Source organism: Paenibacillus sp. FSL F4-0243 (genome assembly GCF_037963295.1).
Taxonomy (GTDB): Bacteria; Bacillota; Bacilli; order Paenibacillales; family Paenibacillaceae; genus Paenibacillus_AQ.
This window is the reverse complement of the sequence record NZ_CP150151.1, coordinates 5,057,694-5,081,879: the sequence shown is the minus strand read 5'-3', so window position 1 is coordinate 5,081,879 and position 24,186 is coordinate 5,057,694. Positions and strand designations below refer to the sequence as shown.

The window sequence follows — 24,186 nt, the reverse complement described above, 5'->3', positions numbered from 1 at the left end:
TTTAAAAAGTTTTTGTCAATTTTAGAAGTAAGCTTGTTATTACTTATTTGAGAACATGGCTTGTTTAAGTTATCCTTAAAAAGACAGAATACATAACTTTACAAGCCTGAGACGCTATATGGTCATTAGGCGGGACAAGGCGGTGCCAGGATGCCCATGCGATCTTTGTGGAAATTGATGCTAGGATTAGTCATTGTATTCATAATAGGTGGATGCTCTACTAACAATGACGGCAATAGTAATGCTAATAATGGTGTGGCAGGATCAGAGGGACCGACAATATCAATAAGGGTTGGAGATAATGAACTGCTTACTAAACCATCGGATAGGTTACTTAGTGGGAGTTATAGAAATGGAATATCGATCATGGAGCTACTGAAAGGTAGTAATGTTGCCACATTTGCTGAGGATAACTCAAGCATTGTTTCGGTAAAGGATTTTTCGCTAGAGGCGGGAATGGTTTGGGAGCTTCAGATGGGCGGTCAAATCATTGGGAATGCGGATTGGAATAATACTGTAGGGTATGATTCACAGCTAGTCTTCAACGCGAAGTCGAAGGACCATCAAGCACCACTTCAAACTGTAAGGCTGACCTTGAACGGTGGAAGTGTTGAAGTAGACTTGCATCATACGTATATTATGTTATTTGAAGAGGATTTAACTGTAAGAGATTTGCTCAAAAGCTGTAGTAGCGTACAGTTAGCCGATGACAATAAAAAGGTGCTTTCCGTCGACGATTATACTCCTCTTAGTAATGAAGAATGGAAGCTGAAGGTGAACGGAAAACAACTACTCGATGATGGAATGGATATGAAGCTCAGGGCTCAAGATGAATTGGAGATTTTATTGACTTTACGCTAAAAAATCGTACATTAAGCCAGAGAAACGGTTGTTCAGAATCGTTAATCTGGCTTTTTATGTGGAAAAGATATCTAACAATTATCAGTACACTAAAATGTGAAAATATTCACAATTGAAGTGACTGCAATCACAATGACGAATTGAATTTGAACCGTATAATTCCAATATGTAGAAGAGAAATTGATCAGGTATTCATAAGCTTGAGGAGGCACCTAACCATGACAACGATAAGAGAAAAACTAGTATTAGTCGGCAACGGTATGGCAGGCATAGGTACGATTGAGCAGATATTGAAGCTGGGTGGAGCTTATGACATCACGGTTTTTGGAAGTGAACCTCATCCCAATTACAATCGGATCATGTTGTCTTATGTTCTTGAAGGAAGTAAGACCCTTAATGATATCATCCTAAACGACTGGAATTGGTATGAAGACAATAATATAACTCTACACACGGGAACAACGGTGACACGAATTGATGAAGGTTCGAAGCAAGTTGTTACGGATAGTGGGATGATAGTCCCCTACGACAAGGTAATTATTGCGACAGGCTCGAATTCGTTTATTTTACCTGTACCTGGCAGTGATAAAGAGGGCGTTGTAGGATTCCGGGATATTTCAGACTGTGATGCGATGCTGGCAGCGGCCAAACAATACAGCAAAGCAGCTGTTATCGGCGGGGGGTTGCTTGGGTTGGAAGCGGCAAAAGGTCTTCTGAACCTTGGTATGGATGTTACCGTAGTTCATTTGATGGAAGATCTGATGGAGCGTCAGCTTGATCGGAATGCCTCCTCGATGCTGCAAGCTGAGCTTGAGCGTCAAGGCGTGAAATTTGCTATGGGCAAACAAACGATAGAATTGAGCGGGGAACAGAGAGTAAGTGGATTGCGTTTTAGTGATGGCAGTACGCTTGCTGCAGATTTTGTGGTAATGGCTGTTGGAATCAAACCGAACGTGACATTGGCAAAAGATAGCGGAATCTCCGTAAATCGTGGGATCGTGGTGGATGATTATTTGCAAACTTCCATGCAGAATGTATATTCCATCGGCGAATGTGCTGAGCATCGCGGTATGTGTTACGGACTGGTGGCTCCACTATTTGAACAAGGCATGGTTCTAGCTAAACATTTATGTGGTAGCGATACCAAGCCTTATGAAGGTTCGATTGTTTCCACGAAGCTTAAAATTTCTGGGGTGGATGTATTTTCTGCAGGTGAGTTTTTGGATTGTCCTGAACATACTGTGATCTCAAGCAAAGATGAATGGAAGAAAACTTATAAGAAAATTTTGCTCAAAAATAATGTGATTGTCGGTGCGGTTTTGTTCGGTGATGTAACGGAGTCCGCGAATCTGCAAAAGCTAGTAAAACAAGGCGCAGTAATGACCGATGAGATTTATACGGAGGTTATGGGAACGGGCTGCTGCGGTGGCGGAGCTAAGAAGAGCACATCCGTAGAAGCTATGGCGGACGAAGAAATTGTCTGCGGCTGTAATGGTGTAACTAAAAAAGCGATCGTAGATGCTGTCACTGAACATGGTTTTACTACTGTGGATGAGATCAAAGCATGCACTGGCGCTACTCGCTCTTGTGGTGGTTGTAAACCCGTAGTAGAACAAATCCTGCAATTTGTCTTAGGTGACAGTTTCCAGCAAGCTGCTAAGCAAGGTATTTGTGGGTGCACAACGCTTAGCCGTGATGAGATTGTTGCTGAAATTACAGCTAAAGGTCTTAAAACAACAAAAGAGGTCATGAATGTACTCGGTTGGAAACAAGAGGAAGGTTGCTCCAAGTGTCGTCCGGCGATTAACTATTATCTAGGGATGATGAATCCTGATACCCATCAAGATGAGAAAGAATCCCGATTTGTAAATGAAAGAATGGGTGCCAATATTCAAAAAGATGGAACCTACACCGTGATACCACGCATGTATGGTGGGGTAACTACGCCGGAGGATTTGAAGAAAATCGCCGACGTCTCCCTTAAATATGACGTGAAAGTTGTGAAGGTAACTGGAGGGCAACGCCTGGATCTAATCGGTGTGAAGAAGGAAGATTTGCCTAAGGTATGGGAAGAGCTGGATATGCCTTCAGGCTACGGTTATGCCAAATCCCTGCGTACGGTTAAGACTTGTGTGGGCTCCCAGTTCTGCCGCTTTGGCACACAAGATTCGCTGGGAATGGGCGCGCTCATAGAACGTAAGTATGAACGTCTTGATTTTCCTGCCAAGTTTAAAATAGCTGTCAACGGCTGTCCACGTAACTGTGCGGAATCCTGCACGAAGGATATTGGCATCGTTGGAAATGATGGTGGTTGGGAAGTGTTTATCGGTGGTAACGGTGGGATCAAGCCACGGATCGCAGACTCCTTCTGCAAAATTAAGACCGATGAAGAGTTAATCGAAGTGTGCTCCGCTGTGATGCAATATTACCGTGAGACCGGCAATTATTTGGAGCGAACATCCGAGTGGGTTGAGCGTATGGGACTTGAGCGGATTCAAATGGTTATTTTGAATAATGAAGATAATCGCAAAGAGCTGGCCGCACGGATTGACTTTGCTCTGACTCAGGTTACGGATCCTTGGAAAAAAATGCTCAATGACAGCAGCACTCGTGCTGCGCTTTTTGAAGAAACAAGAGTCTAGCGGATATAACGCACACAGAAGGGGAGAGACCAATGAATAAGACAACACAAACGTATCCAATAGGATCAGTACAGGATTTCCTGCTGCAGATTGGCCGTGTGGTGATTGCTGGAAATGTGGAGCTGGCTGTATTTCGTACCTCTGACGGAGCGATCTATGCACTTGAGAATCGGAGCCCTCATCCAAAAGGGGGGCCGCTTGCGGAAGGGATCGTTTCGGGTCACTTTCTTTATGATCCACTGTATGATTGGAAAATAGATCTTCGCACGGGTGAAGTTCAGGCACCGGATCAAGGTATCGTTATGACTTATCCAGTCTCCCTTGTCGGAGACATTGTGACAGTGAGCTTGTAGACACCGAAGCTTGTAGTAAAGGATGAAATAGAAAACGGTGGGGTGGAGTATTATGTTTACTCAAAGTGTGGAGAACATTGTCGAGGCGGCAGTCAGCAAGCGAGACCAAATGAATGAAAGTTTACCAAGATATTTTCTAGCAGCCCTTTTGGCAGGGGCATATGTAGGCATTGGGATTATCCTTATTTTCTCGCTGGGAGCGCCTCTAGCGGCTGCCAAATCGCCTTTCCAACCCCTCATTATGGGTGCATCCTTCGGTATTGCCTTGACTCTTGTTGTGTTTGCAGGCTCAGAGCTGTTTACCGGAAATAATATGTTCTTTACGGTTAGTACACTTGCTGGTAGAACAAGTATCTGGGATACTGTCAAGAACTGGGTGCTTGTGTTTGTAGGGAATGTGATAGGGGCAGTGATTTTAGCACTTTTGATTCGAGGAACTGGGCTATTCAGTGCGGCTCCCCCAGAGCATCTGATCTTTGCGGCTGCAGCCAAGAAAATGAGCCTTCCGTTTTCAGAGCTATTTTTCCGTGGGATTCTATGTAACTGGCTGGTCTGTCTAGCGCTATGGATGGCCTCACGCGCCAAAAGTGAAACTGCCAAGCTGGTTCTAATCTGGTGGTGTTTATTTGCCTTTATTGCGAGTGGATATGAGCACAGTGTGGCTAATATGACGCTGCTGAGTGTTGCTGTGTTGCTCCCGAATCACCCTGACACCGTTACAATTGCCGGATGGATCCACAATATGATTCCTGTTACCTTAGGAAATATAATTGGCGGTGGCGTATTCGTCGGTATGGCCTACTGGATGATCTCTCCCGTGCGGGGTACTCAGACCAAGCGTTAAGAGTATATTTATGGTTATAGGGCTGACCTAATTTCGGGTTCAGCTCTTTTTCTAAATATAAGAAAGTATAAGTTTCACGCTATAAATTATCCTTATATTTCTCGCATAAACGCTTACCGTCCATTAGGGACGCCGAAGGCGTTTTTGCTTGTCTTGTGGGATAAAAAAAGACGCCTATGTTAGGCGCCTTTGACCACTCTATTTTATAATGTGCAGAATAATTGGGTCATATGTGTTTCATTGAGGAGAATAGAGGGTATATTATAAACGGAAATTAGATGCGGCAGATCTCGTTTGGACACATTTCGCAGTGGCAAATTTCCTGCAGCATGCCAAGATCCTTGATGACAATCATACCGTTCTCGTACTCAACCGCGTCTTTTTTACGCAAGTCGCTCAACATCCGGTTCACACTCTCACGAGTAGCGCCGATCATGTTGGACAGATCTGTATGCGTAATTTTTTTGTTGATGAGGATGTTCTCACCATCGCTGCTCTTCTCACCATAAGTATTACCAAGTCGAATGAGAGTGGAGCAAAGTGCGCCTGGTTTGCCATACATCATCAGATCACGGAATTTCGTTTGAGTTAGACGGTGATGAATGCCCATCCATTTCATAAAGTCGATGGCAAAATCACAATGTTGGCAAATGAGAATTTCTAAATCCTTTTGCTCGATGACGCCAACTTCACTTTCTTCAATCACTTCTGCAGTAAAGCTGTGCTTGGTGCTGAAGAATGGGTCCGCTTGACCTACCATATCGCCAGCTTGGTACATATAAAGAATAAGTTCTTTACCTTCATCCGTTGATTTAGTTAATTTCACACGTCCACGTTTGATATAAAACAATTTATCCGAGTAGTCGCCTTCCCAGAAAAGATGTGAACCCTCTGGAACAACGCGCTCTTTCATAGTAACAAGAAGTCTGTTGAAATTCTGTTCGGAGAAACAGTTTGTATTTCCGTGGGCTTCGATGACATTGTAATGTTCTTTTAGCATAATCGACATCCCCTTTATTCCCTCAGTTTTTCAGTAAATTTTAAATTAATTATACCTCTTTAATCTTCAATTTGGGTAAGAAAAACCATTTAAAAGTGTCGAATTTTCAACATTGTGATTATTTTCACTTCAAAAGTGCTAGATGTAATATGATTTTTAACTAAAAAGGAGTAAGAAGTATATGTTCTTTATATATCAGCAGTGGCAATCCATTATTCTTAAATAATGGGTCTGTCGCTGTTTTTTTGTTCTTATTAGATTCTACATATTTTACTGCAAAAATTCATGATATAGAAATCCGTTCGATTTCAACTCCGTATAAACGCACACATCTTCATTAAGGTCAGACATTGGCGCAACGGGTATGGAACGATATCCTGAGAATGGAGCAAAAACCAGGAGAAGGGGAAATCATACATGGCTAAAGTGGCGGACAAATATCTTAAGGTAGATCCTTGGGCAATTATTGAAGAGGGCTTTGATCCAGAACGAAATCGGACCTCGGAATCTATTTTTTCACTAGGAAATGAGTATATGGGTGTGCGGGGGTATGCTGAGGAAGGTTACTCTGGGGATTCCCTGCAAGGCAGTTATTTCAACGGGCTAAATGAACAATTGGACATTGGCAATCATTATAAGGGGATTATTCGCTCGCTGAGATATATGGTAAATGCGGTGGACTGGCTGTATACGCGGATCACTGTGAATGGTGAACAGCTTGATCTGGCAAAAAGTAAAATATCGGATTATGTGCGCAAACTGGATCTTCGTAGTGGGACCTATCGGCGTGAGCTAATCTGGCACCTAGATGATGGAAAAATCTTAAAAGTTGTCTTTACACGCTTGGTAAGTATGACGATGTCTCATCTGGGACTACAGCGGGTGGAATTTGAGCCCCTTAATTTCTCGGGCAGCGTGGACATTTGTGCAGGTCTTGATTTCAGCATTATTCATGAGGAACGCGGTGAATGTATGTGGAGTAGTCTCCGCAGTGGAGAACAAGGATCTACCACAGCTATTATGGCGAGAACAGTGAATACAGCTAACAAGCTATTCTCTAGCTTTTCTTTACAATCTTCACAGCCGCTTCAGCTTACGCGAGTTGAACATGAGAAATTTATTGGACAAAGCTTTACTATGGATCTTGCTCAGGGAAAAGCGACCCATTTTACAAAGCTGGTTATCAACTATTCGGATAGTGAATCTGCCCATACAGCTGAAGAGCTGTGGAGCAAAGGGCTAGCTCTTGCTGAAAGTGCAAATCAACTGAGCGATACTCAAATATTCGCGGATCAGACGGCATATTGGAATGGTATCTGGGAGACAAGTGATATTCGGATTGAGGGCGATCCTGAGAATCAGCAGGGCATTCGTTTTTGCATTTTCCAGCTTTATCAGACTTATCATGGTGATCATCCAGGGTTCAACATCGGCGCTAAAGGATTGACTGGAGAAGTGTATCGTGGTTTGGCGTTCTGGGATACAGAGTCGTATTGCTTACCATTCTATATGTTTAATAATCCTAAGGCTGCACGGAGTTTACTGGACTTTAGATATAAGACATTACCTCAGGCTATGCAACGTGCTAAAGATGTTGATTGCGATGGCGCTTGCTACCCTATTGCTACAATAGACGGAACAGAAAGCTGTGATCTCTGGCAGCATTCGAATCTTCAGCTTCATGTAGGGACTGCTATTTCCTATGGTATCTGGCATTATGTCAAAAATACTGGGGATAAAGAATTCTTGCACAGTAAAGGCGCTGAAATGCTGATCCAGATCAGTAGATTCTATGCTACACGCGGTCAATGGGGTCAACAGAGTGGGAAATATGGATATTTTGGCGTAATGGGTCCTGATGAGTTCCAATTGATGGTGAATAATAACTGCTATATTAATTTGATGGCCCAAAAATCATTTGAATACACCTTAGACACCCTGAGTGAAATGAAAGAACAGGCACCAGAGGCTTTTGCAATGGTTGCGGAAAAGACGGGACTCCGTGACGAAGAGCTTAGCGATTGGAAAAATAAAGCAGACAATATGAAGATTCCGGTTGACGAAGTGACAGGAGTATTTGAGGAGCATGATGGATTCTTCGATATGCCACATATTGATATTCATTCCATTCCTGTAACAGAGTTTCCGCTCTACTCGAACTGGTCGTATGATCGATTGTACCGTTATGACATGATTAAGCAACCGGATGTTCTCATGTTTATGTTCTTATATAATGGACAATTCTCTAAAGAAGCGAAGCTTGCTAACTATGAATATTACGAGTCTAGATGTATTCATGAGTCTTCACTTTCACCTTCGATCCATTCCATACTGGCAAGCGAAATCGGTAAGCCAGAAGAAGCCTATTCGTTCTTTGAATTTGCGACAAGACTGGATTTAGACAATTACAACCGTAACACACGCGAAGGATTGCACACGACTTCGATTGCAGCCGCTTGGATGAATATTGTGTATGGCTTTGGAGGTATGCGTTCAGATGGGGATCGTTTGTCCTTCCAGCCTTCATTGCCGGAGCGCTGGAACGAGTATAGCTTCCAAGTGATGTATGAAGGGGTATTACTACGTATTTTGGTCAACAAGACTTCAGTAACGCTCACCGCAATTAATGGGGGTAGCACTGATATTACAGTGTATGGGCAGTCAATTACGGTGGACGCATCCGGGACGACGCTTCCGCTAGGTGAAGGGATGTTGGCTCGATGAGCTGGGCGGTTAGGGATAGCTGTTTTGACAAGCAACTTGTGACGACGAACGGGAACAAATATATGTTAGGCAATGGCTATATGGGATATCGCGGGACACTTGAGGAATTCGGTAAAACTGAGTTAGTTGCCGTAACTTTAGCTGGTCTATATGACAAAGCGGGAGATAAGTGGAGAGAACCTGTCAATGCTCCTAATGGATTATGGACCAAGATTGTCTGCAACGGTCAACCTTTAAGTGTGCTAGAGCAAGAACCGAGCTCTCATGTTCAGGAGCTGAATATTCGTAGTGCCATTCATCATCGGAGCACTGGCTATAGTCTATCTGATGGTGGGATGTTGACATTTACAGCAGATCGTTTCGTAAGCCAGGACAATCTTTACCTGCTCGTTAGTAAATACTCTATCCATAGTACACAGGACTGCCAAATTGTGATTGAGACCGGGATTGACGTAGATGTATGGGATATCAATGGTCCCCACCTCTATGGTCAAAAAGTACAGTCACAGGGTGAGGTACTAGTCTCTTCCTCCACTAGTGGAGAATTGAACATTCCGGTAGTTGTGGCGGAGAGAGCCGTATTTAATTTCGGAGATCAGCAACTGGATGAGGGCGCTAGTATTCGCCGGATTTCTTTTGAAGCGCGTGCGGGTGAGACCTATGAATGGTTTAAGTACGTTGCGGTATATACTGGACTTGATGTTAGTGTACCGGAGTCAGAAGCAGTAAAGTCTGTTCTAGCTGCTGAAACGCTCGGTTATGACGAGTTATTACAGGCTCATCGCCAGCAATGGGAAGAAAGATGGTCGCTTAGCGATGTCATTATCGAAGGCGATGAGGATGCTCAGTTTGCTCTAAGATACAGTATTTATCAGCTGTTAATTATTGCACCTACAGTTTCGGAAAAGGTTTCTATCCCGGCTCGAGGTTTATCGGGTCAGGTCTATAAAGGGGCCGTATTCTGGGATACGGAGATGTTTATGCTGCCTTTCTTCCTGCATACTGATCCAACGGTTGCTCGCAACCTGATGATGTACCGGATTCATACCTTGGACGGAGCTCGCCGGAAGGCCGCGGAATATGGTTTTTTGGGAGCATTCTATGCTTGGGAAAGTCAGGATACAGGAGACGATGCTTGTACACTGTTTAATGTGAATGATGTATTTACCGGTCGACCAATGCGGACTTATTTCCGTGATAAGCAGGTTCATATCAGTGGGGATGTTGTACATGGGATCTGGAAATACGTTCAATTTACAGGTGACGAGAGTCTGCTGACTAGCGGAGGGGCGGAAGTGATCTGGGAATGTGCCCGGTTCTTCTACTCTTATGCTTACTATAATTCAGTAAAAGAACGCTTCGAGATTCTAGATGTAACAGGTCCAGACGAATATCATGAGCGTGTGAACAATAATGCTTTTACGAATGCTCTGGTTAAGGAGACACTGGAGATTGCCTTGCGCACAGCAGAATTGCTGCAAGATAAATATCCGGAAGTGTACAACCAACTGTCTACAGAGTTTAGTGAAGGTCCGTTTCTGACAGAGTTCAAAGCTATGCTGGATAGCTTCTATGTTCCGCAGCCAGACCCTGCCAGTCTTGTCATCGAACAATTCGACCGTTACTTCACCTTAGAAGATGTTAGGCTGCCAGATTTGAAATCCCGTGTACTTAACAAAAATGAGTATTTGGGTGGCGGTAATGGATTAGCCACAACCACAACAATACTGAAGCAAGCGGATGTCGTATTGATGTTAAATCTATTCAAACATTCCTTCACCAAGGAAGTGAAACAAGCGAACTGGGAATTCTACGAACCGCGCACCGAGCATGGGTCAAGTCTTAGTCCTTGTATCTACGCTTTGGTAGCTGCCGATATTGGTTCGCCGGATTGGGGATATCCATATTTTATGCGCACGGCTACTGTTGATCTCACGGGAGAATCTAAGCAGTACGTAGGCGATCTTTATATCGGTGGTACCCACCCAGCCGCTAACGGTGGTGCTTGGATGGCTGCGGTGCTTGGTTTTGCAGGGTTGGATTATGATGGGGGAACTGTCCATATCAAACCTTCACTGCCTAAACATTGGCAGTCTGTTGAGCTTCCGGTTACGCTTCGGGGGAATACCTTTAAGCTGCGGATTAGCAAGGATGAAGTTACAGTTACCACAGCAGCCGACTACAGCGGGACTCTGGTGTTCTCGGTACAAGGGGGAGAAGGAAAGTCCTGTGGTGCAGGTGAGAGCTTGCGTCTAACCTTGGCCGAAACAACAGTATAGTCATTAACTAACAACGGAGAGGAAGTAAATCCATGTTGCAAAATATGAAAGGCGCCATTTTCGATCTGGACGGCGTTATTGTAGATACGGCCAAATATCATTATTTGGCTTGGGCGAGTCTTGCTGACGAGCTTGGCTTTACATTTACAGAGGAGGATAACGAACGTCTTAAGGGCGTGAGCAGGATGAGATCGCTCGATATTCTTCTGGAAGTTGGTGGCCTACAATTTGAAGAAGCGGAGAAGCTTGCGATGGCGGAGAAGAAGAATCGCCTATATGTAGAGTACATCTCTAAGCTTGAGGAGTCGGAACTGCTTCCTGGGGTCAAAGAATACTTAACAGGACTGAGAACGCGCGGGATTGGAATTGCGTTAGGTTCAGCTAGTAAGAATGCAGAGTTTATTTTGAATAAGCTGAACATTACGGATCTGTTCGATGCCGTAGTTGACGGTAACAAAGTGTCACTTGCCAAGCCGGACCCGGAGGTATTCTTGATCGCTGGTCAGGAGCTAGGCTTACAGCCGGACGAATGTGTCGTGTTTGAGGATGCGGAAGCGGGCGTTCAAGCAGGTAAGGCTGCAGGTATGAAGGTAGTAGGCATAGGTAAGCCGGAAGTGCTGAAGGAAGCCGATATGGTTGTAAAAGGATTGTATGAGTTGTTGAGTTAAATAAAAAGGGGACCGACTCCAAAGTAGCTGATGCTACTGTGGGGTCGGTCTTTTTTTGCTTTAAATTCCTGTGCTCACGCTGTGTATTCAGCTATCAAGTACAACTGCGCACACCAAGTAGTAATGTCGCTCATTGGGTAATCCAATCGCTCATCCAAAGGCTCAACAAATGTGAAGCCCACAACAGTGTAAAACAGAGGCGAATAATACCTCTCATAGCCCCACGCAGTGGCCTTCACTCTCCCGCCCTATTTTTCTATTTTTGTTTTTTAAGAATTCCGGTGATGGAGTTGCGGAGTGGAGGTTTGGAGCTGGAGAAACGAAGTGGTCGCCTTTATCCTCAGATTTCTACCGCCAAGCGGTATAAAATCAGGAAATCTGAGGATAACAGCGATCGTAAGCCCAAACGCTCCACGCAGTGACGTCTATATCACATGCTCTTATAATCCGTACAACAGAAAAAAACTACATACAAATGACCATAAAAAACTTTAAAATGAACATATGTAAGCGTTTATCCCTTTGATATAGTTATTTAACCCGGAGGTGTGACTATAGTGTTGTCTAGGCTTATTAGATTGATTCGAAAGCTGAACGTCAAGCAGCAGCTCATCCTGCTATTTCTGATTATGATTTCTCCGATCTTCTTTTTGAACATATATGGGAATTTGAAGGCAGAGCAAATACTGAAGCGCCATGTTACGAATGCATATGTGGAATTGAACAAGCAGAACTTTACGATCATTAATCGGGATATCGATACAGTTAATAAAATCACTACCACCGTGATTCAAAATCCTCTGATTCAGCAAATGAATATGACTGGCTCGGATACCATACTGGAGCGGGTCAAACGATATGAGACAATAGAGAAGCTGTTGGTCAGTTACTCTCAGGGGGCTGAACGTGGTGATGGCATCTATTACTCCCTTTATATATACGATCCGAATGATTATTACTTTTTTGCTCCCAATTTTCCACAGGTTAAGAAGGCGGGAGTTTATTTCTTTTCTAAAGCCGAAGAGCCTTACTGGTTTGAGGAGGTTGTTCAGAAGAAAGGACGCGGCTCGCTGAAGTTCACGGAGAGGCTAAGCGCTCAAGCGGAGAATTTAAAGACACTTACTTACATGAGAGCTGTAAACAACATTTCCAGAAAAGCGGAGACTATAGGGGTTTTGGTCATCACCAAAATGGACTCTAAAATTGGAGAATCTCTCAAATCCATCTCTTTGCCTGACGGCGAAATTTATTTAACAGATTTAAACAATCGTGTTCTCGCCTCCACTACGAATAATACTGGAGAAGTGATTGAGCTGCCGGAGACGGTTGTTGCCGAGGATCTGGAAGGTACAGTGGATGTGATTACCTCCGATTTTATCTATGTGGTTAACAATAACCATGCGCTTGGACAAAAACTGGTCTACAAAGTTCCAGTGAAGGCGCTACTGCAGCAACAGAACGAAATGAAAAGTGTTATTCAATATATCACCGTGGCTTATGCAGTATTTGGACTAATTATGATTACGTACTTCTGGCGTTCATTAATGACTCCTTTGCAAAAGCTGGCTTTTTTCGTGCGAAAATACGAGCCGGGTAATCGAGTTCCAGAGACACCACGGAGGGGGAGTAACGATGAGGTCAGTGTGCTGATTGCTTCTACTTATGATATGGCCCGAAGGCTGAACGGATTAATCACATACAAATATCAGATGGAGCTTAAACAGAAGGAATCCCAGCTTCAACTTCTATATCAACAAATCAACCCTCATTTGCTTTACAACACCCTAGAGAGCATTTATTGGAAAAGCTCTTTAGAAGGAAATGTCGAATCCGCCGAGATGATCAAGGAATTGTCCAAATTAATGAAGATCAGTCTTAGTCGGGGAAGGGAGCTGATCAGCCTTGAAGAAGAGCTGGAGCATGCAACGGCCTATATCAAGCTACAGCAGCACCGTTATGATTATGTATTTCAAGTTGTGATGAATATTCACCCGGATACGAAAAGCAACCTAATTCCAAAAATCACGCTGCAGCCATTAATAGAAAATGCTATTATTCATGGGGTTAAAAATATGGGCGAGGATGGTGAGATCACCATCACAGCAGTGTGTGAGGATGAAACCGTTAGGATCTCTATTGAAGATAACGGCTATAAGTCTGTTGACTATGAAGCCATAGAAGCTGTATTGAATGATGAAAGCCCCAATCCCACTAGCGGTTATGGTATCCGCAATATTAACCAGCGTATTCATTTACATTTTGGCTCTGATTATGGCATCAGCTATACCCCTCGTACAGAAGGCGGAACGCTAGTAACAGTTAAGCTTCCGAAATCGGAGAATCAGGACTAAGGAAGGGGAGCATGCAGATATGTTCAATATATTGGTTGTGGATGACGAACCATTGATTTGTAAAGGATTGAGCAATTTATTAGCTTCATCCGGGCTGGATATTTCTAATATCTATACAGCTAATAGCGGATTTGAAGCACTAGACTGTATACGTATGGAGGAAATTGATCTGCTCGTTACGGACATACAGATGGGTGCGATGAGTGGAATTGATTTGATGCAGCATGCCAAACTAGCCAAACCATGGGTACAGACCATCGTGATTTCTGCTCATGAGACGTTTCAATATGCTCAAATGGCTGTTAGGCTCGGGGCAAAGGATTATTTAATCAAGCCTTTGAATAGTGAGCAGTTTTTGGATTCGGTCCGAAATGTACTCCTTAAGATGGGGAAGCCCTCACCAGAACTAGATGTCTTCATGTCTGGAATTAACGAAAGCTTTCGACTGGAAGAGCCGCTGCCGGAATATAGCAAGCTCTTGAACGAATTGCTCATTGACCCTGGAGTTGTACTAGCTGAAGGAGATAACCTGCTGAAGCTGGATAACCTGAAGCTACAAGGGCCGTATTTTTCCGTCTTAAAACTTAAGGTACCACTGACTGGAGTAAACCAGGAGAAGCAGTATACTATTCGGGACAGACGGCTTCTTTGTTATGCTGCGCTGAACATTGCCAAAGAATTAATGGATCAGGAATGGAACTCGATAGCCTTTTATGCGCCAGATGGAGAAATTACGATCATTATTCAATGGGATGAAAAAAGCTATGAGGATTCTTCTGCCGGCCAAATCAACAGGCTAGACATACTTGGTCGTAGTCTTCATTTTAATATCCATAAGTATTTACATCTGAATGTGGTCATTGGCATTAGCCAGATTTTAAAGGGGCTTTCGTTTATGGCCGTGTTGAACCGTCAGGCCTCTAATGCAATTCTCTGGAATAATGAGCATAGTGACCATTACGTGTTCTATTATGGGGATTTCAACTGGAACAGTTACACGAGTGATCCTTCTGTAGAAGAACTTCATACGCATAGCAATCTGATCGTACAAAAAGCAAAAGAATATATTGACGAGAACTATGCGCAAAAAGGACTGACGATTCACGATGTGGCTAAGAAAAATCATGTTAGCCCCAATTATTTGAGCTACCTATTTAAGAAAAATACAGGTTATAACCTGTGGGAATATGTAATTAAGCTCCGGATGGAAGAAAGTCGGGAGATGATTTTGAATACCGATCTTCGCAGATACGAAATTGCGGAACGTGTGGGTTATGAATCGCCCGAGCATTTTAGTAAAATTTTCAAAAAATATTATGGGATTAGCCCCAGTGAATTGAAGAAGTAAAAACACTCATGACTTCGGTAGATATAGACATGTTCAGTACAACCCTCATTTCCTACAATTTAAGGTAGGAAGCATTTTGCGAAAAATGCTGATAGAACAATGGAATGAGGGAGCCTGATGAATCAAACCGCAGTAGTAACCGAAAACCCGGCGACGCTGAAGGGGACACCGTACAAGCAAAACCGCTGGAAGAAAAACTTTTGGGGATATATGTTCCTCGTACCTGCCGTAATTGTTTTTATTATGTTCTTGTGGGTTCCAATTTTTAAAGGCTTACTGTACAGCTTCTACCATGTTGATTTTGTGAAAGGTAATAGCTTTGTAGGCTTTGAGAACTACAGTAGAGCACTTAGTGATCCAGATGTTTTGACCGCATTAAAGAACACTGGGTATTACATGTTTCTATGTCTTATTATCGGTTTTTGGGTTCCGATTGCTTTTGCCATCATGATCTCGGAGCTGAGAAAGTTTGGGGGCTTTGTACGTGTAGCGGCTTACCTTCCTTTCGTAATGCCTGGTGTGGTTCTCTATGGACTGTGGAGATGGCTTTATGATCCGGTGGGCCCGATTAATGCGTTACTAGGCACAATGGGTGTGGATCAGGTTGCCTTCTTAACAGATACAAGATGGTCGATGATTTCCCTTGTGTTTATGGAAACATGGCAGCAGTTCGGATCAGGGATGCTAATTTACTTAGCTGCTGTACTCAGCATTCCAAGAGATTGGTATGAAGCCGCTGAGATTGATGGAGCAGGTATATGGGCACGTATAAAGTACATCACATTGCCTTCACTGCGTAATTTAATCTTTTTGATGCTGATCCTGCAAATTATTGGTACTTCACAAGGATATCAGTCACAGATGGCGCTGCTTGATGGCGGTCCAAATAATACTACGCTTACCTATGCGCTGTTGATCGTGAAATATGCATTTACAAGACTCGATTATGGAACAGCTACTGCGCTTGGCATGTTAATGTTCATTGTCCTAGGTGGTTTGGGCATTTTACAGTTCAAGCTTAACAAGGAGGACTACTAAGATGAAGAGCGCAGATAGAGGAATTCTTTCAGAACACGATTTGAAAAAAACAAGTAATAAGATCGTTTATGGTTTGATGTGCGTCGTTATTTTGGTTATGGTTTTTAGCATGCTATACCCGATTTGTATGACGTTATTCAACGGGTTGAAGTCGAATCAAGAGGTGAATTCATTCCCGCCGCATTTTTTCCCTCAGGAATGGCACTTCAGTAATCTTAAAGATGCGATGAATTACATTGATCTACCCATGTTCCTTAGAAACACCATTTATATCTTTTTAGGGAATATGGTCGTGACGCTTGTCGTATTGGGAATGTCAGCTTTTAGTATTTCTCGTATGAATGTTCCTTACAAAAGAGCTATTTATTTCTTCTTCCTGATGACATTGTTTATTCCGGCGACCAGTTACATGATCCCGAACTTTGTCAATTTGAAAGAGCTCGGATTGCTGAATCAGTATGCGGCTTTCTGGTTGCCAGCGGGAGCGAACACGTTCTACTTTCTATTGTTAAAGAACTTTTTTGACGGGATTCATCCAGAAATCTTTGAAGCAGCACGAATTGATGGGGCCTCTGAGCCGAGAAGCTTTTTCTCCATTGCCGTGCCATTATCCATTCCGATTTTTGCTACATTAGCGATCTTTATCTTTTCTACTGCATGGAATGACTGGTTCTGGCCATCTCTGGTTATGCACAGTGAAGAGAAATATACGCTTGCGACAGCCATTTATAAATACGTTATTAATGTGAAGGCACTCAATACTAATATTAAATTTGCAATCCTGTTTATAGTATCCTTGCCTCCAATCATTGTCTTCTTAATTTTCCAGAAATTCATTATGCGTGGGGTTGCTTTGTCGGCAGTGAAAGGATAAGCAATTATCGACGAATTTATCCACGGATCGTAAACATGCACATGAAAGGAATATAAATGCACCTCGTTTGTAAACGGTTTCTAATTTATGATCGATATGTAAGATAATTATGAATTGAAAAGGGGAGTTTCAATGCGTAAGTACTCTAGCGTTCTACTAAGCGTACTTGTAGCCGGATCGTTGCTATCTGCTTGCAGCGGCAACAATAACGGAAACACAGCGGGGAACAAAGGCGGGGAAGCATCTGCTGCGCCAACAAATGCGGTAACGGATAATACAGCAACCGCTACGGATGCACCAGTGGATGACATTACTCAAAGAAAAGTGACGATCAAGATTCACTATCCAACACCTGACCTGACTGAAATAAGAGCACAGGAAGACGACAAAATCAAACGTTTCCAAGAGGTATATCCGAACGTAGAAATCGTTAAAGACGACTGGCAGTACAATGTAAGTGAAATAGGAATCAAAATGGCTGCGAATGAAGCACCAACCTTCTTTAATACTTTTGCTACAGAAGCTAAATTCCTGGTTGAAAAGGGCTGGGTTGCTGACATCACAGATCTGTGGAACAAATATGAATTTAAAGATCAAATTAACACCGTGCTTCAAAATCAATTTATTATCGACGGCAAAGTTTTCGGAGTAACACAAAAAGGTTATGTAACAACCACTATGATCAACAAAAAAATGCTGGATGAAAAAGGCGTAGCCATTCCACCTATGGATTGGACTTGGGATGATATGCTGAATACGGCTAAAGGTGTAGCCGATGCCAAAAAAGGGATTTCCGGTATTGCTCCAATGGGTAAGGGGAACGAATCAGGTTGGAACTGGACCAACTTCCTGTTTGAAGCTGGCGGAGAGATTCAAAAAATTGAAGACGGTAAGGTTATAGCTACATTTAATTCCGATGCTGGCGTTAAAGCACTGGATTTCTACAAGAAACTTAGATGGGAAGCTAACGCGATTCCACAGGACTGGGCACTTGGTTGGGGCGATGCTGTAGGTGCGTTCCAACAAAGTCGTACAGCAATGGTAATGGCCGGATCTGATGGCGTTATCGAGCAAGCGTTGAACCAAGGTGGACTGAAACCTGAGGATGTGCTTACGTATCCTATGCCAGCTATGGAAAAAGGCGGAAAACACACAGGGGTACTTGGTGGTGACTATCTAGTAATTAATCCAAATGCTACGCCAGATGAACAAGAAATGGCATTCCGCTACATTACTTTTGATTATTTCTCTGACAAAGGTTTGGAAGCACTGGATGCAATTCTTCAACAACGTACAACCGATGGCAAATACTTTATCCCGCCGCTCTTAGACTACTACTCAGCTGATTCTGAGTTTGGTAAGAAGACCAAAGCGGTTTATGACAAGTACACAAATGTATACCAATATAGCCCTGACATTATGGGACTTTTGGATGGTAAACCTGAAGCTCAATACAACACACAGGACTATTACGCAACCATGTCCAATGTTATTCAAGAGCTGTTTTCCAAAAAAGGAACGGATTCCAAGAGCCAGCTAGAAGCAGCAGCTAAAACAGTGCAAGAGAAATTCTTTGATACGATTAAAGCGGAATAGTCTAATGCAAAAACCGGCCCCTTTGGGGTCGGTTTTTTGTTGTGAAGATTTATAAATTTATAAATCTTCAGAAATAGTGATAATCAATTGGAAATTATTACAGTGTAGGGAAATCGTAATTGACTGTGATGAAGAGAATACGTTTTTGTGTACTGATTATAGATATATGGAATAAAAAGGAGCTGAAACTTTGCTTATTAAAGTATAATTCTAAGATTTAAAGGGTTTTATAGCACATAATATGGTAAAAAGACTATAATATGATCGAATGAAAGCGCTTTGAAAACAAATCAAAAAAACTTTATACTTTGTGAAAGATTTCACTATACAAGGTGGAAATCATGTGATAAGATAAATGTGTAGAGAAAAACAACTAAAAATTGACAGGAGGACGAGGGAGATGGCAGTTAAGAACGAAGTCGCCGCCCAAGTTAAACAAGTTACCGCTGAAGAGTATATTCAGAATTTAGTGGATAAAGCAAAAAAAGCGCATGAGGCGTTCATGGCGCTAGACCAAGAGCAAGTTGACACAATCGTTCATGCAATGGCGTTGGCTGGACTCGACAAACATATGTACCTCGCAAAATTAGCCGTAGAAGAAACTGGACGCGGCGTATACGAAGACAAAATTACGAAGAACATCTTCTCAACTGAATATATCTGGCACGGAATTAAATACGATAAAACAGTAGGCGTTATTGAAGACAACGCTTATGATAGCTTCCAAAAAATTGCTGAACCCGTCGGAATTGTTATGGGTATCACACCGGTAACCAACCCTACATCCACCACGATGTTTAAAGCGTTGATTTCGATTAAGACACGGAACCCTATTATATTCGGTTTCCACCCATCTGCGCAAGAGTGTAGTGCAGCTGCTGCAAAAATTCTTCATGATGCTGCCGTGAAAGCTGGCGCTCCTGAGAACTGTATCCAATGGATTGAAATGCCAACAATGGACAAGACAAACGCATTGATGAACAACCCAGACGTTGCTCTTATCTTGGCAACTGGTGGTTCTGCAATGGTAAAAGCAGCTTACAGCTGTGGTAAACCAGCACTTGGCGTAGGCCCTGGTAACGTACCTGCTTTCATTGAAAAGAGCGCGGATATTGATCAAGCCGTAACGGACATTATTCTTTCTAAAACATTTGATAATGGTATGATCTGTGCTTCCGAGCAAGCTGTTATTATCGAAGAACCAATCTTCGATCAAGTGAAGAAAAAGATGATTGCTAATGGCTGCTACTTTGTGAATAAAGAAGAAGCTGCCAAACTGACTAGTGGAGCAATGAATGTAGATAAATGTGCGGTTAACCCAGCAATCGTAGGTCAATCCGCAGTGAAGATTGCTGAAATGTGTGGCATTCAAGTCCCTGCCGGCACAAAGATTCTGGTAGCAGAACTTGAAGGTGTAGGCACTAAATATCCACTTTCCGCTGAAAAATTAAGCCCGGTTCTTGCTTGCTACAAAGTTAAGAATGCAGATCAAGGTATCGAACGCGCAGCTCAAATTGTTGAATTTGGTGGTATGGGACATAGCTCGGCTATCCACTCCAACAATGAAGAAGTAATCATGAAGTTCTCTAACCGTCTGCAAACAGGACGTATTCTCGTTAACTCGCCTTCCACACATGGTGCGATCGGCGATATCTACAACACTAATATCCCTTCGTTGACTCTGGGCTGCGGATCTTATGGTCGTAACTCCGTGTCGCAAAACGTTACAGCAATCAATTTGATCAACGTGAAAAGGGTGAATCGTCGTACCGTGAATATGCAATGGTTTAAAGTACCTGACAAGATATATTTCGAAAAAGGCGCTACTCAGTACCTGACCAAAATGCCTGATATCACACGTGTCGCAATTATCACTGACCCAATGATGGTTAAGCTTGGATATGTTGAAAGAGTTGAACATTACCTGCGTCAACGTCAAACTCCTGTAGCTATCGAAGTGTTCTCTGAAGTTGAACCAGATCCATCGACAACTACAGTTGAAAAAGGTACTGCAATGATGAACAGATTCCAACCGGACTGCATTATCGCACTTGGCGGCGGCTCCCCAATGGATGCTGCAAAAGGAATGTGGTTATTCTATGAACATCCAGACGCAGACTTTAATGGTCTGAAACAAAAATTCATGGATATCCGTAAACGGGTATACAAATTCCCTAAACTTGGTAACAAAGCTAAGTTTGTAGCGATTCCAACAACTTCGGGTACAGGTTCGGAAGTAACATCTTTCGCAGTTATTACCGATAAAACAACTGAACAGCACACTAAATATCCTTTGGCTGACTACGAGTTAACTCCAGATGTGGCTATCATTGATCCAGAGTTCGTATACAGCTTGCCAAAAACTGCTGTTGCTGATACAGGTATGGACGTATTGACACATGCTATCGAAGCTTATGTATCGGTTATGGCGAGTGACTATACTGATGGTCTAGCTATTAAAGCGATCCAACTGGTATTCCAATACCTTGAAAAATCGGCGCTGGAAGGCGACAGAGTAGCACGTGAGAAAATGCATAACGCATCAACACTTGCTGGTATGGCCTTTGCCAATGCATTCTTGGGTATTAACCACAGTTTGGCACATAAATGGGGCGGACAGTACCACACTGCTCACGGTCGTACTAACGCGATCCTTATGCCACACGTTATCCGCTACAATGCTAAAAAACCTACGAAGTTCGCTTCGTTCCCTAAATATTCGCACTTCGTAGCTGATGAGCGTTATGCTGAAATTGCCCGTATTCTGGGATTGCCAGCTCGCACAACTGAAGAAGGTGTAACTAGCCTGATCAATGCTATTCGCGATATGAATAAAAAATTGGGCATCGAAGAATCGTTCCAACAACTGGGCTTTGATCCTAAGGACTTCGAATCCCGCGTAGATTATTTGGCTGACCGTGCGTTTGAAGATCAATGTACAACTGCCAATCCTAAGCTGCCACTGGTTTCTGAGCTTGCTGATGTATACCGTAATGCGTTCTACGGAAGATTTGATAATTAATAAATGGTTAAATAGAGAATAGGATAGTTGTGGACTTAGATAAAGGTGACAAATATCACTCGAAAGGTGATATTTGTCACAGTGTTTTTATAGAAAATAAACTAGAATGTTTATATAAACAACGGTCCCACATATGAAATGTTGATTGTGAAATTTGGAACAACCACATCTTTTGGGGATCACGAGACACGGGATCAACCTTCAAGCCCGCGATCTCTACAAATATAATAAATATAGATGGAGGGATTTAGCATGTCGGTGATTGAAAAAGAAGTAAATGAAGTGAAATCCGGTTGGAGAAGCTTTACAAAAGGTAAATGGTCCAAGAAAGTTGACGTTAACAACTTTATCGCTAGTAACATTAAGCCTTATGAAGGTAACGAAGAGTTCCTCGTAGGTCCTACTAGTAACACAACTGAACTGTGGAAGATTATTTCCCAACTGAGCAAGGAAGAAAGAGAAAGAGGCGGCGTATGGGATGTTTCCCTAGATACTGTCTCCACAATCACTTCACATGCTCCAGGCTACATTGACAAGGACAAGGAACAAATTGTAGGCGTGCAGACTGATGCTCCTTTCAGACGTTCCATCCAGCCATTCGGCGGGATCAAGATGATGGTTGATGCTACGAAGGCTTATGGCTTCGAGCTTCCACAAAACATCGTTGACATGTTCACGAACATTCGCAAAACGCATAACCAAGGCGTATTTGATGCATATACACCAGACATGAGAGCAGTACGTAAATCCGGCGTTATCACAGGTCTTCCTGATGCTTACGGCCGTGGACGTATTATCGGCGACTACCGCCGCATAGCTCTGTACGGTATTGATTTCTTGATTAAAGACAAAAAGCAACAACTAGCTGAGCTTGAAGTTGATTCCATGACAGAAGAAGTAATTCGTTTACGTGAAGAACTGTCCGAGCAAATTCGTGCACTGGGCGAATTGAAAGAAATGGCAGCTGCTCACGGCATGGATATTTCCAAACCGGCGACGAACTTCAAAGAAGCTACTCAATGGGTATACTTTGGATATCTGGCAGCAGTTAAAGAACAAAATGGTGCAGCGATGTCCCTGGGACGTGTTTCTTCCTTCTTAGACATCTATGCAGAACGCGATATTGAAGAAGGTACTTTGACTGAAGAACAAGTACAAGAAATTGTCGATCATTTCGTAATGAAACTGCGTATCGTAAAATTCTTGCGTACACCTGACTATAATGACCTGTTCTCTGGAGACCCTACTTGGGTAACTGAATCCATCGGTGGTATGGCTGAAGATGGAACCACTCGTGTTACCAAGAACAGCTTCCGTTTCCTGAACACCCTGTACAACTTGGGTCCAGCTCCAGAACCAAACTTAACTGTACTTTGGTCCGAAAGATTGCCTGAAGGCTTCAAAAAATATTGTGCTAAGGTTTCTATCGAAACTAGTGCAATTCAGTATGAAAATGACGATCTAATGCGTCCATACTGGGGTGAAGATTATGCGATTGCATGCTGCGTATCTCCAATGCGTATCGGTAAACAAATGCAGTTCTTCGGCGCTCGTGCCAACCTGGCAAAAGCTTTGCTGTATGCTATTAATGGTGGTAAAGACGAAAAATCCGGAGCACAAGTTGGACCGGAATTCCCAGCTATCACTTCTGAATATCTAGATTATGACGAAGTAATGAAACGCTTCAAACCGATGATGGAGTGGTTGGCTAAGACTTATGTTAACACTTTGAACATCATTCACTATATGCATGACAAATATTCTTACGAACGTATCGAAATGGCACTGCATGATCGCGACATTCTGCGTACAATGGCTTGCGGTATCGCTGGTCTGTCCGTTGCAGCAGACTCACTGAGTGCGATTAAATACGCGAAGGTTAAACCAATCCGTAACGAACAAGGTATTGCAATTGACTTCGAAACTGAAGGCGAATTCCCTTGCTACGGTAACAATGACGATGCTGTAGACAACATCGCAGTAGAATTGGTTGAAACCTTCATGTCTATGATCCGTAAACACAAAACATATCGTGATGCTGTACCGACTCAATCGGTATTGACCATTACTTCGAATGTAGTGTACGGTAAGAAGACAGGTACAACACCTGACGGACGTAAAAAAGGCGAACCATTCGCACCAGGTGCTAACCCAATGCACGGACGCGACAAGAAAGGTGCTCTGGCTTCACTGAACTCTGTAGCCAAACTGCCTTACTCCGATGCACAAGATGGTATCTCCAATACGTTCTCTATCGTACCTAAGGCACTAGGTAAAGACGATGAATCCTGTAAGTCTAACCTGGTACACATGATGGACGGATACTTCCATAATAACGCTCAGCATTTGAACGTTAACGTATTTAACCGTGAACAGCTGATGGACGCTATGGATCACCCAGAGAACTATCCACAATTGACTATCCGCGTATCCGGTTATGCAGTTAACTTCATCAAGTTGACTCGCGAACAACAAATGGACGTAATTAACCGTACTTTCCACGGTTCAATGTAATTTGTTTATATTTATAAAGATCTTTCATTGAGATATGCACTAAAATATTTGCAAGGAATTACCGCTCTTGTT

General features: G+C 42.9%; 15 protein-coding genes. 14 read left to right on the top strand and 1 reads right to left on the bottom strand.

The features are described 5' to 3' along the window. Nucleotides 1-150: 150 nt before the first annotated feature. The 4 genes from NSS87_RS22695 to NSS87_RS22680 all read left to right on the top strand — a co-directional run bounded on the left by NSS87_RS22695 (nucleotide 151) and on the right by NSS87_RS22680 (nucleotide 4,700). Entirely contained in the window at nucleotides 151-861 is a 711-nt protein-coding gene (locus NSS87_RS22695; RefSeq protein WP_339242911.1) for a hypothetical protein, read from the top strand. Nucleotides 862-1,079: 218 nt separating this feature from the next. Continuing rightward, the gene (gene nirB, locus NSS87_RS22690; protein ID WP_339242909.1) at nucleotides 1,080-3,503 is read left to right on the top strand and encodes a nitrite reductase large subunit NirB; all 2,424 of its coding nucleotides are present in this window, start codon (nucleotides 1,080-1,082) and stop codon (nucleotides 3,501-3,503) included. Between the two features lie 32 nt (nucleotides 3,504-3,535). Further along, nucleotides 3,536-3,856, top strand: a complete 321-nt coding sequence (locus tag NSS87_RS22685; protein WP_042190549.1) for a nitrite reductase (NAD(P)H) small subunit — start codon at nucleotides 3,536-3,538, stop codon at nucleotides 3,854-3,856. Nucleotides 3,857-3,908: 52 nt separating this feature from the next. Continuing rightward, nucleotides 3,909-4,700, top strand: coding sequence for a formate/nitrite transporter family protein (locus tag NSS87_RS22680; protein WP_042190547.1), 792 nt, complete (start codon nucleotides 3,909-3,911; stop codon nucleotides 4,698-4,700). Nucleotides 4,701-4,974: 274 nt separating this feature from the next. Here NSS87_RS22680 and NSS87_RS22675 read toward each other — a convergent pair whose 3' ends face one another. Continuing rightward, complete coding sequence (locus NSS87_RS22675) at nucleotides 4,975-5,700, bottom strand: Crp/Fnr family transcriptional regulator (RefSeq protein ID WP_042129903.1); 726 nt, start codon at nucleotides 5,698-5,700, stop codon at nucleotides 4,975-4,977. Nucleotides 5,701-6,117: 417 nt separating this feature from the next. On the opposite strand from NSS87_RS22675, the gene NSS87_RS22670 reads away from it, so the two are divergent. The 10 genes from NSS87_RS22670 to pflB all read left to right on the top strand — a co-directional run bounded on the left by NSS87_RS22670 (nucleotide 6,118) and on the right by pflB (nucleotide 24,114). Then, entirely contained in the window at nucleotides 6,118-8,424 is a 2,307-nt protein-coding gene (locus tag NSS87_RS22670) for a glycosyl hydrolase family 65 protein (RefSeq protein WP_339242905.1), read from the top strand. After that, entirely contained in the window at nucleotides 8,421-10,703 is a 2,283-nt protein-coding gene (locus NSS87_RS22665) for a glycosyl hydrolase family 65 protein (protein WP_339242903.1), read from the top strand. The genes NSS87_RS22670 and NSS87_RS22665 overlap by 4 nt, the downstream gene beginning before the upstream one ends. Before the next feature lie 32 nt (nucleotides 10,704-10,735). Next, nucleotides 10,736-11,371: a beta-phosphoglucomutase gene (pgmB, locus tag NSS87_RS22660; protein ID WP_076300843.1), complete on the top strand. Its 636-nt coding sequence runs from the start codon at nucleotides 10,736-10,738 to the stop codon at nucleotides 11,369-11,371. Between the two features lie 629 nt (nucleotides 11,372-12,000). Further along, a complete protein-coding gene (locus NSS87_RS22655) occupies nucleotides 12,001-13,722 on the top strand; it encodes a sensor histidine kinase (RefSeq protein WP_081951305.1) in 1,722 nt (573 codons plus the stop codon). A gap of 19 nt (nucleotides 13,723-13,741) precedes the next feature. Then, on the top strand, nucleotides 13,742-15,070 hold the full coding sequence (locus NSS87_RS22650; RefSeq protein ID WP_042190532.1) for a response regulator: 1,329 nt from the start codon (nucleotides 13,742-13,744) through the stop codon (nucleotides 15,068-15,070). Nucleotides 15,071-15,187: 117 nt separating this feature from the next. Beyond that, a complete protein-coding gene (locus NSS87_RS22645; protein ID WP_339242900.1) occupies nucleotides 15,188-16,108 on the top strand; it encodes a sugar ABC transporter permease in 921 nt (306 codons plus the stop codon). A gap of 1 nt (nucleotide 16,109) precedes the next feature. Then, the gene (locus NSS87_RS22640) at nucleotides 16,110-16,982 is read left to right on the top strand and encodes a carbohydrate ABC transporter permease (protein WP_042190530.1); all 873 of its coding nucleotides are present in this window, start codon (nucleotides 16,110-16,112) and stop codon (nucleotides 16,980-16,982) included. A gap of 132 nt (nucleotides 16,983-17,114) precedes the next feature. Next, the gene (locus tag NSS87_RS22635) at nucleotides 17,115-18,578 is read left to right on the top strand and encodes an ABC transporter substrate-binding protein (RefSeq protein WP_042190528.1); all 1,464 of its coding nucleotides are present in this window, start codon (nucleotides 17,115-17,117) and stop codon (nucleotides 18,576-18,578) included. A 400-nt stretch (nucleotides 18,579-18,978) separates the two neighbouring features. Further along, nucleotides 18,979-21,600, top strand: a complete 2,622-nt coding sequence (gene adhE / locus NSS87_RS22630; protein ID WP_042129885.1) for a bifunctional acetaldehyde-CoA/alcohol dehydrogenase — start codon at nucleotides 18,979-18,981, stop codon at nucleotides 21,598-21,600. Nucleotides 21,601-21,852: 252 nt separating this feature from the next. Further along, on the top strand, nucleotides 21,853-24,114 hold the full coding sequence (gene pflB, locus NSS87_RS22625) for a formate C-acetyltransferase (protein ID WP_339242896.1): 2,262 nt from the start codon (nucleotides 21,853-21,855) through the stop codon (nucleotides 24,112-24,114). The last annotated feature ends 72 nt before the right edge of the window (nucleotides 24,115-24,186 follow it).

What these genes read in the sequence shown, in the direction of transcription:
- NSS87_RS22665 (WP_339242903.1), top strand. Translation starts at nt 8,421, where the DNA reads ATGAGCTGGGCGGTTAGGGATAGCTGTTTTGACAAGCAACTTGTGACG.
- NSS87_RS22640 (WP_042190530.1), top strand. Translation starts at nt 16,110, where the DNA reads ATGAAGAGCGCAGATAGAGGAATTCTTTCAGAACACGATTTGAAAAAA.
- NSS87_RS22655 (WP_081951305.1), top strand. Translation starts at nt 12,001, where the DNA reads ATGATTTCTCCGATCTTCTTTTTGAACATATATGGGAATTTGAAGGCA.
- NSS87_RS22650 (WP_042190532.1), top strand. Translation starts at nt 13,742, where the DNA reads ATGTTCAATATATTGGTTGTGGATGACGAACCATTGATTTGTAAAGGA.
- NSS87_RS22645 (WP_339242900.1), top strand. Translation starts at nt 15,188, where the DNA reads ATGAATCAAACCGCAGTAGTAACCGAAAACCCGGCGACGCTGAAGGGG.
- adhE (WP_042129885.1), top strand. Translation starts at nt 18,979, where the DNA reads ATGGCAGTTAAGAACGAAGTCGCCGCCCAAGTTAAACAAGTTACCGCT.
- NSS87_RS22675 (WP_042129903.1), bottom strand. Translation starts at nt 5,700, where the DNA reads ATGCTAAAAGAACATTACAATGTCATCGAAGCCCACGGAAATACAAAC.
- pflB (WP_339242896.1), top strand. Translation starts at nt 21,853, where the DNA reads ATGTCGGTGATTGAAAAAGAAGTAAATGAAGTGAAATCCGGTTGGAGA.
- NSS87_RS22695 (WP_339242911.1), top strand. Translation starts at nt 151, where the DNA reads ATGCCCATGCGATCTTTGTGGAAATTGATGCTAGGATTAGTCATTGTA.
- NSS87_RS22670 (WP_339242905.1), top strand. Translation starts at nt 6,118, where the DNA reads ATGGCTAAAGTGGCGGACAAATATCTTAAGGTAGATCCTTGGGCAATT.
- NSS87_RS22635 (WP_042190528.1), top strand. Translation starts at nt 17,115, where the DNA reads ATGCGTAAGTACTCTAGCGTTCTACTAAGCGTACTTGTAGCCGGATCG.
- NSS87_RS22680 (WP_042190547.1), top strand. Translation starts at nt 3,909, where the DNA reads ATGTTTACTCAAAGTGTGGAGAACATTGTCGAGGCGGCAGTCAGCAAG.
- pgmB (WP_076300843.1), top strand. Translation starts at nt 10,736, where the DNA reads ATGTTGCAAAATATGAAAGGCGCCATTTTCGATCTGGACGGCGTTATT.
- nirB (WP_339242909.1), top strand. Translation starts at nt 1,080, where the DNA reads ATGACAACGATAAGAGAAAAACTAGTATTAGTCGGCAACGGTATGGCA.
- NSS87_RS22685 (WP_042190549.1), top strand. Translation starts at nt 3,536, where the DNA reads ATGAATAAGACAACACAAACGTATCCAATAGGATCAGTACAGGATTTC.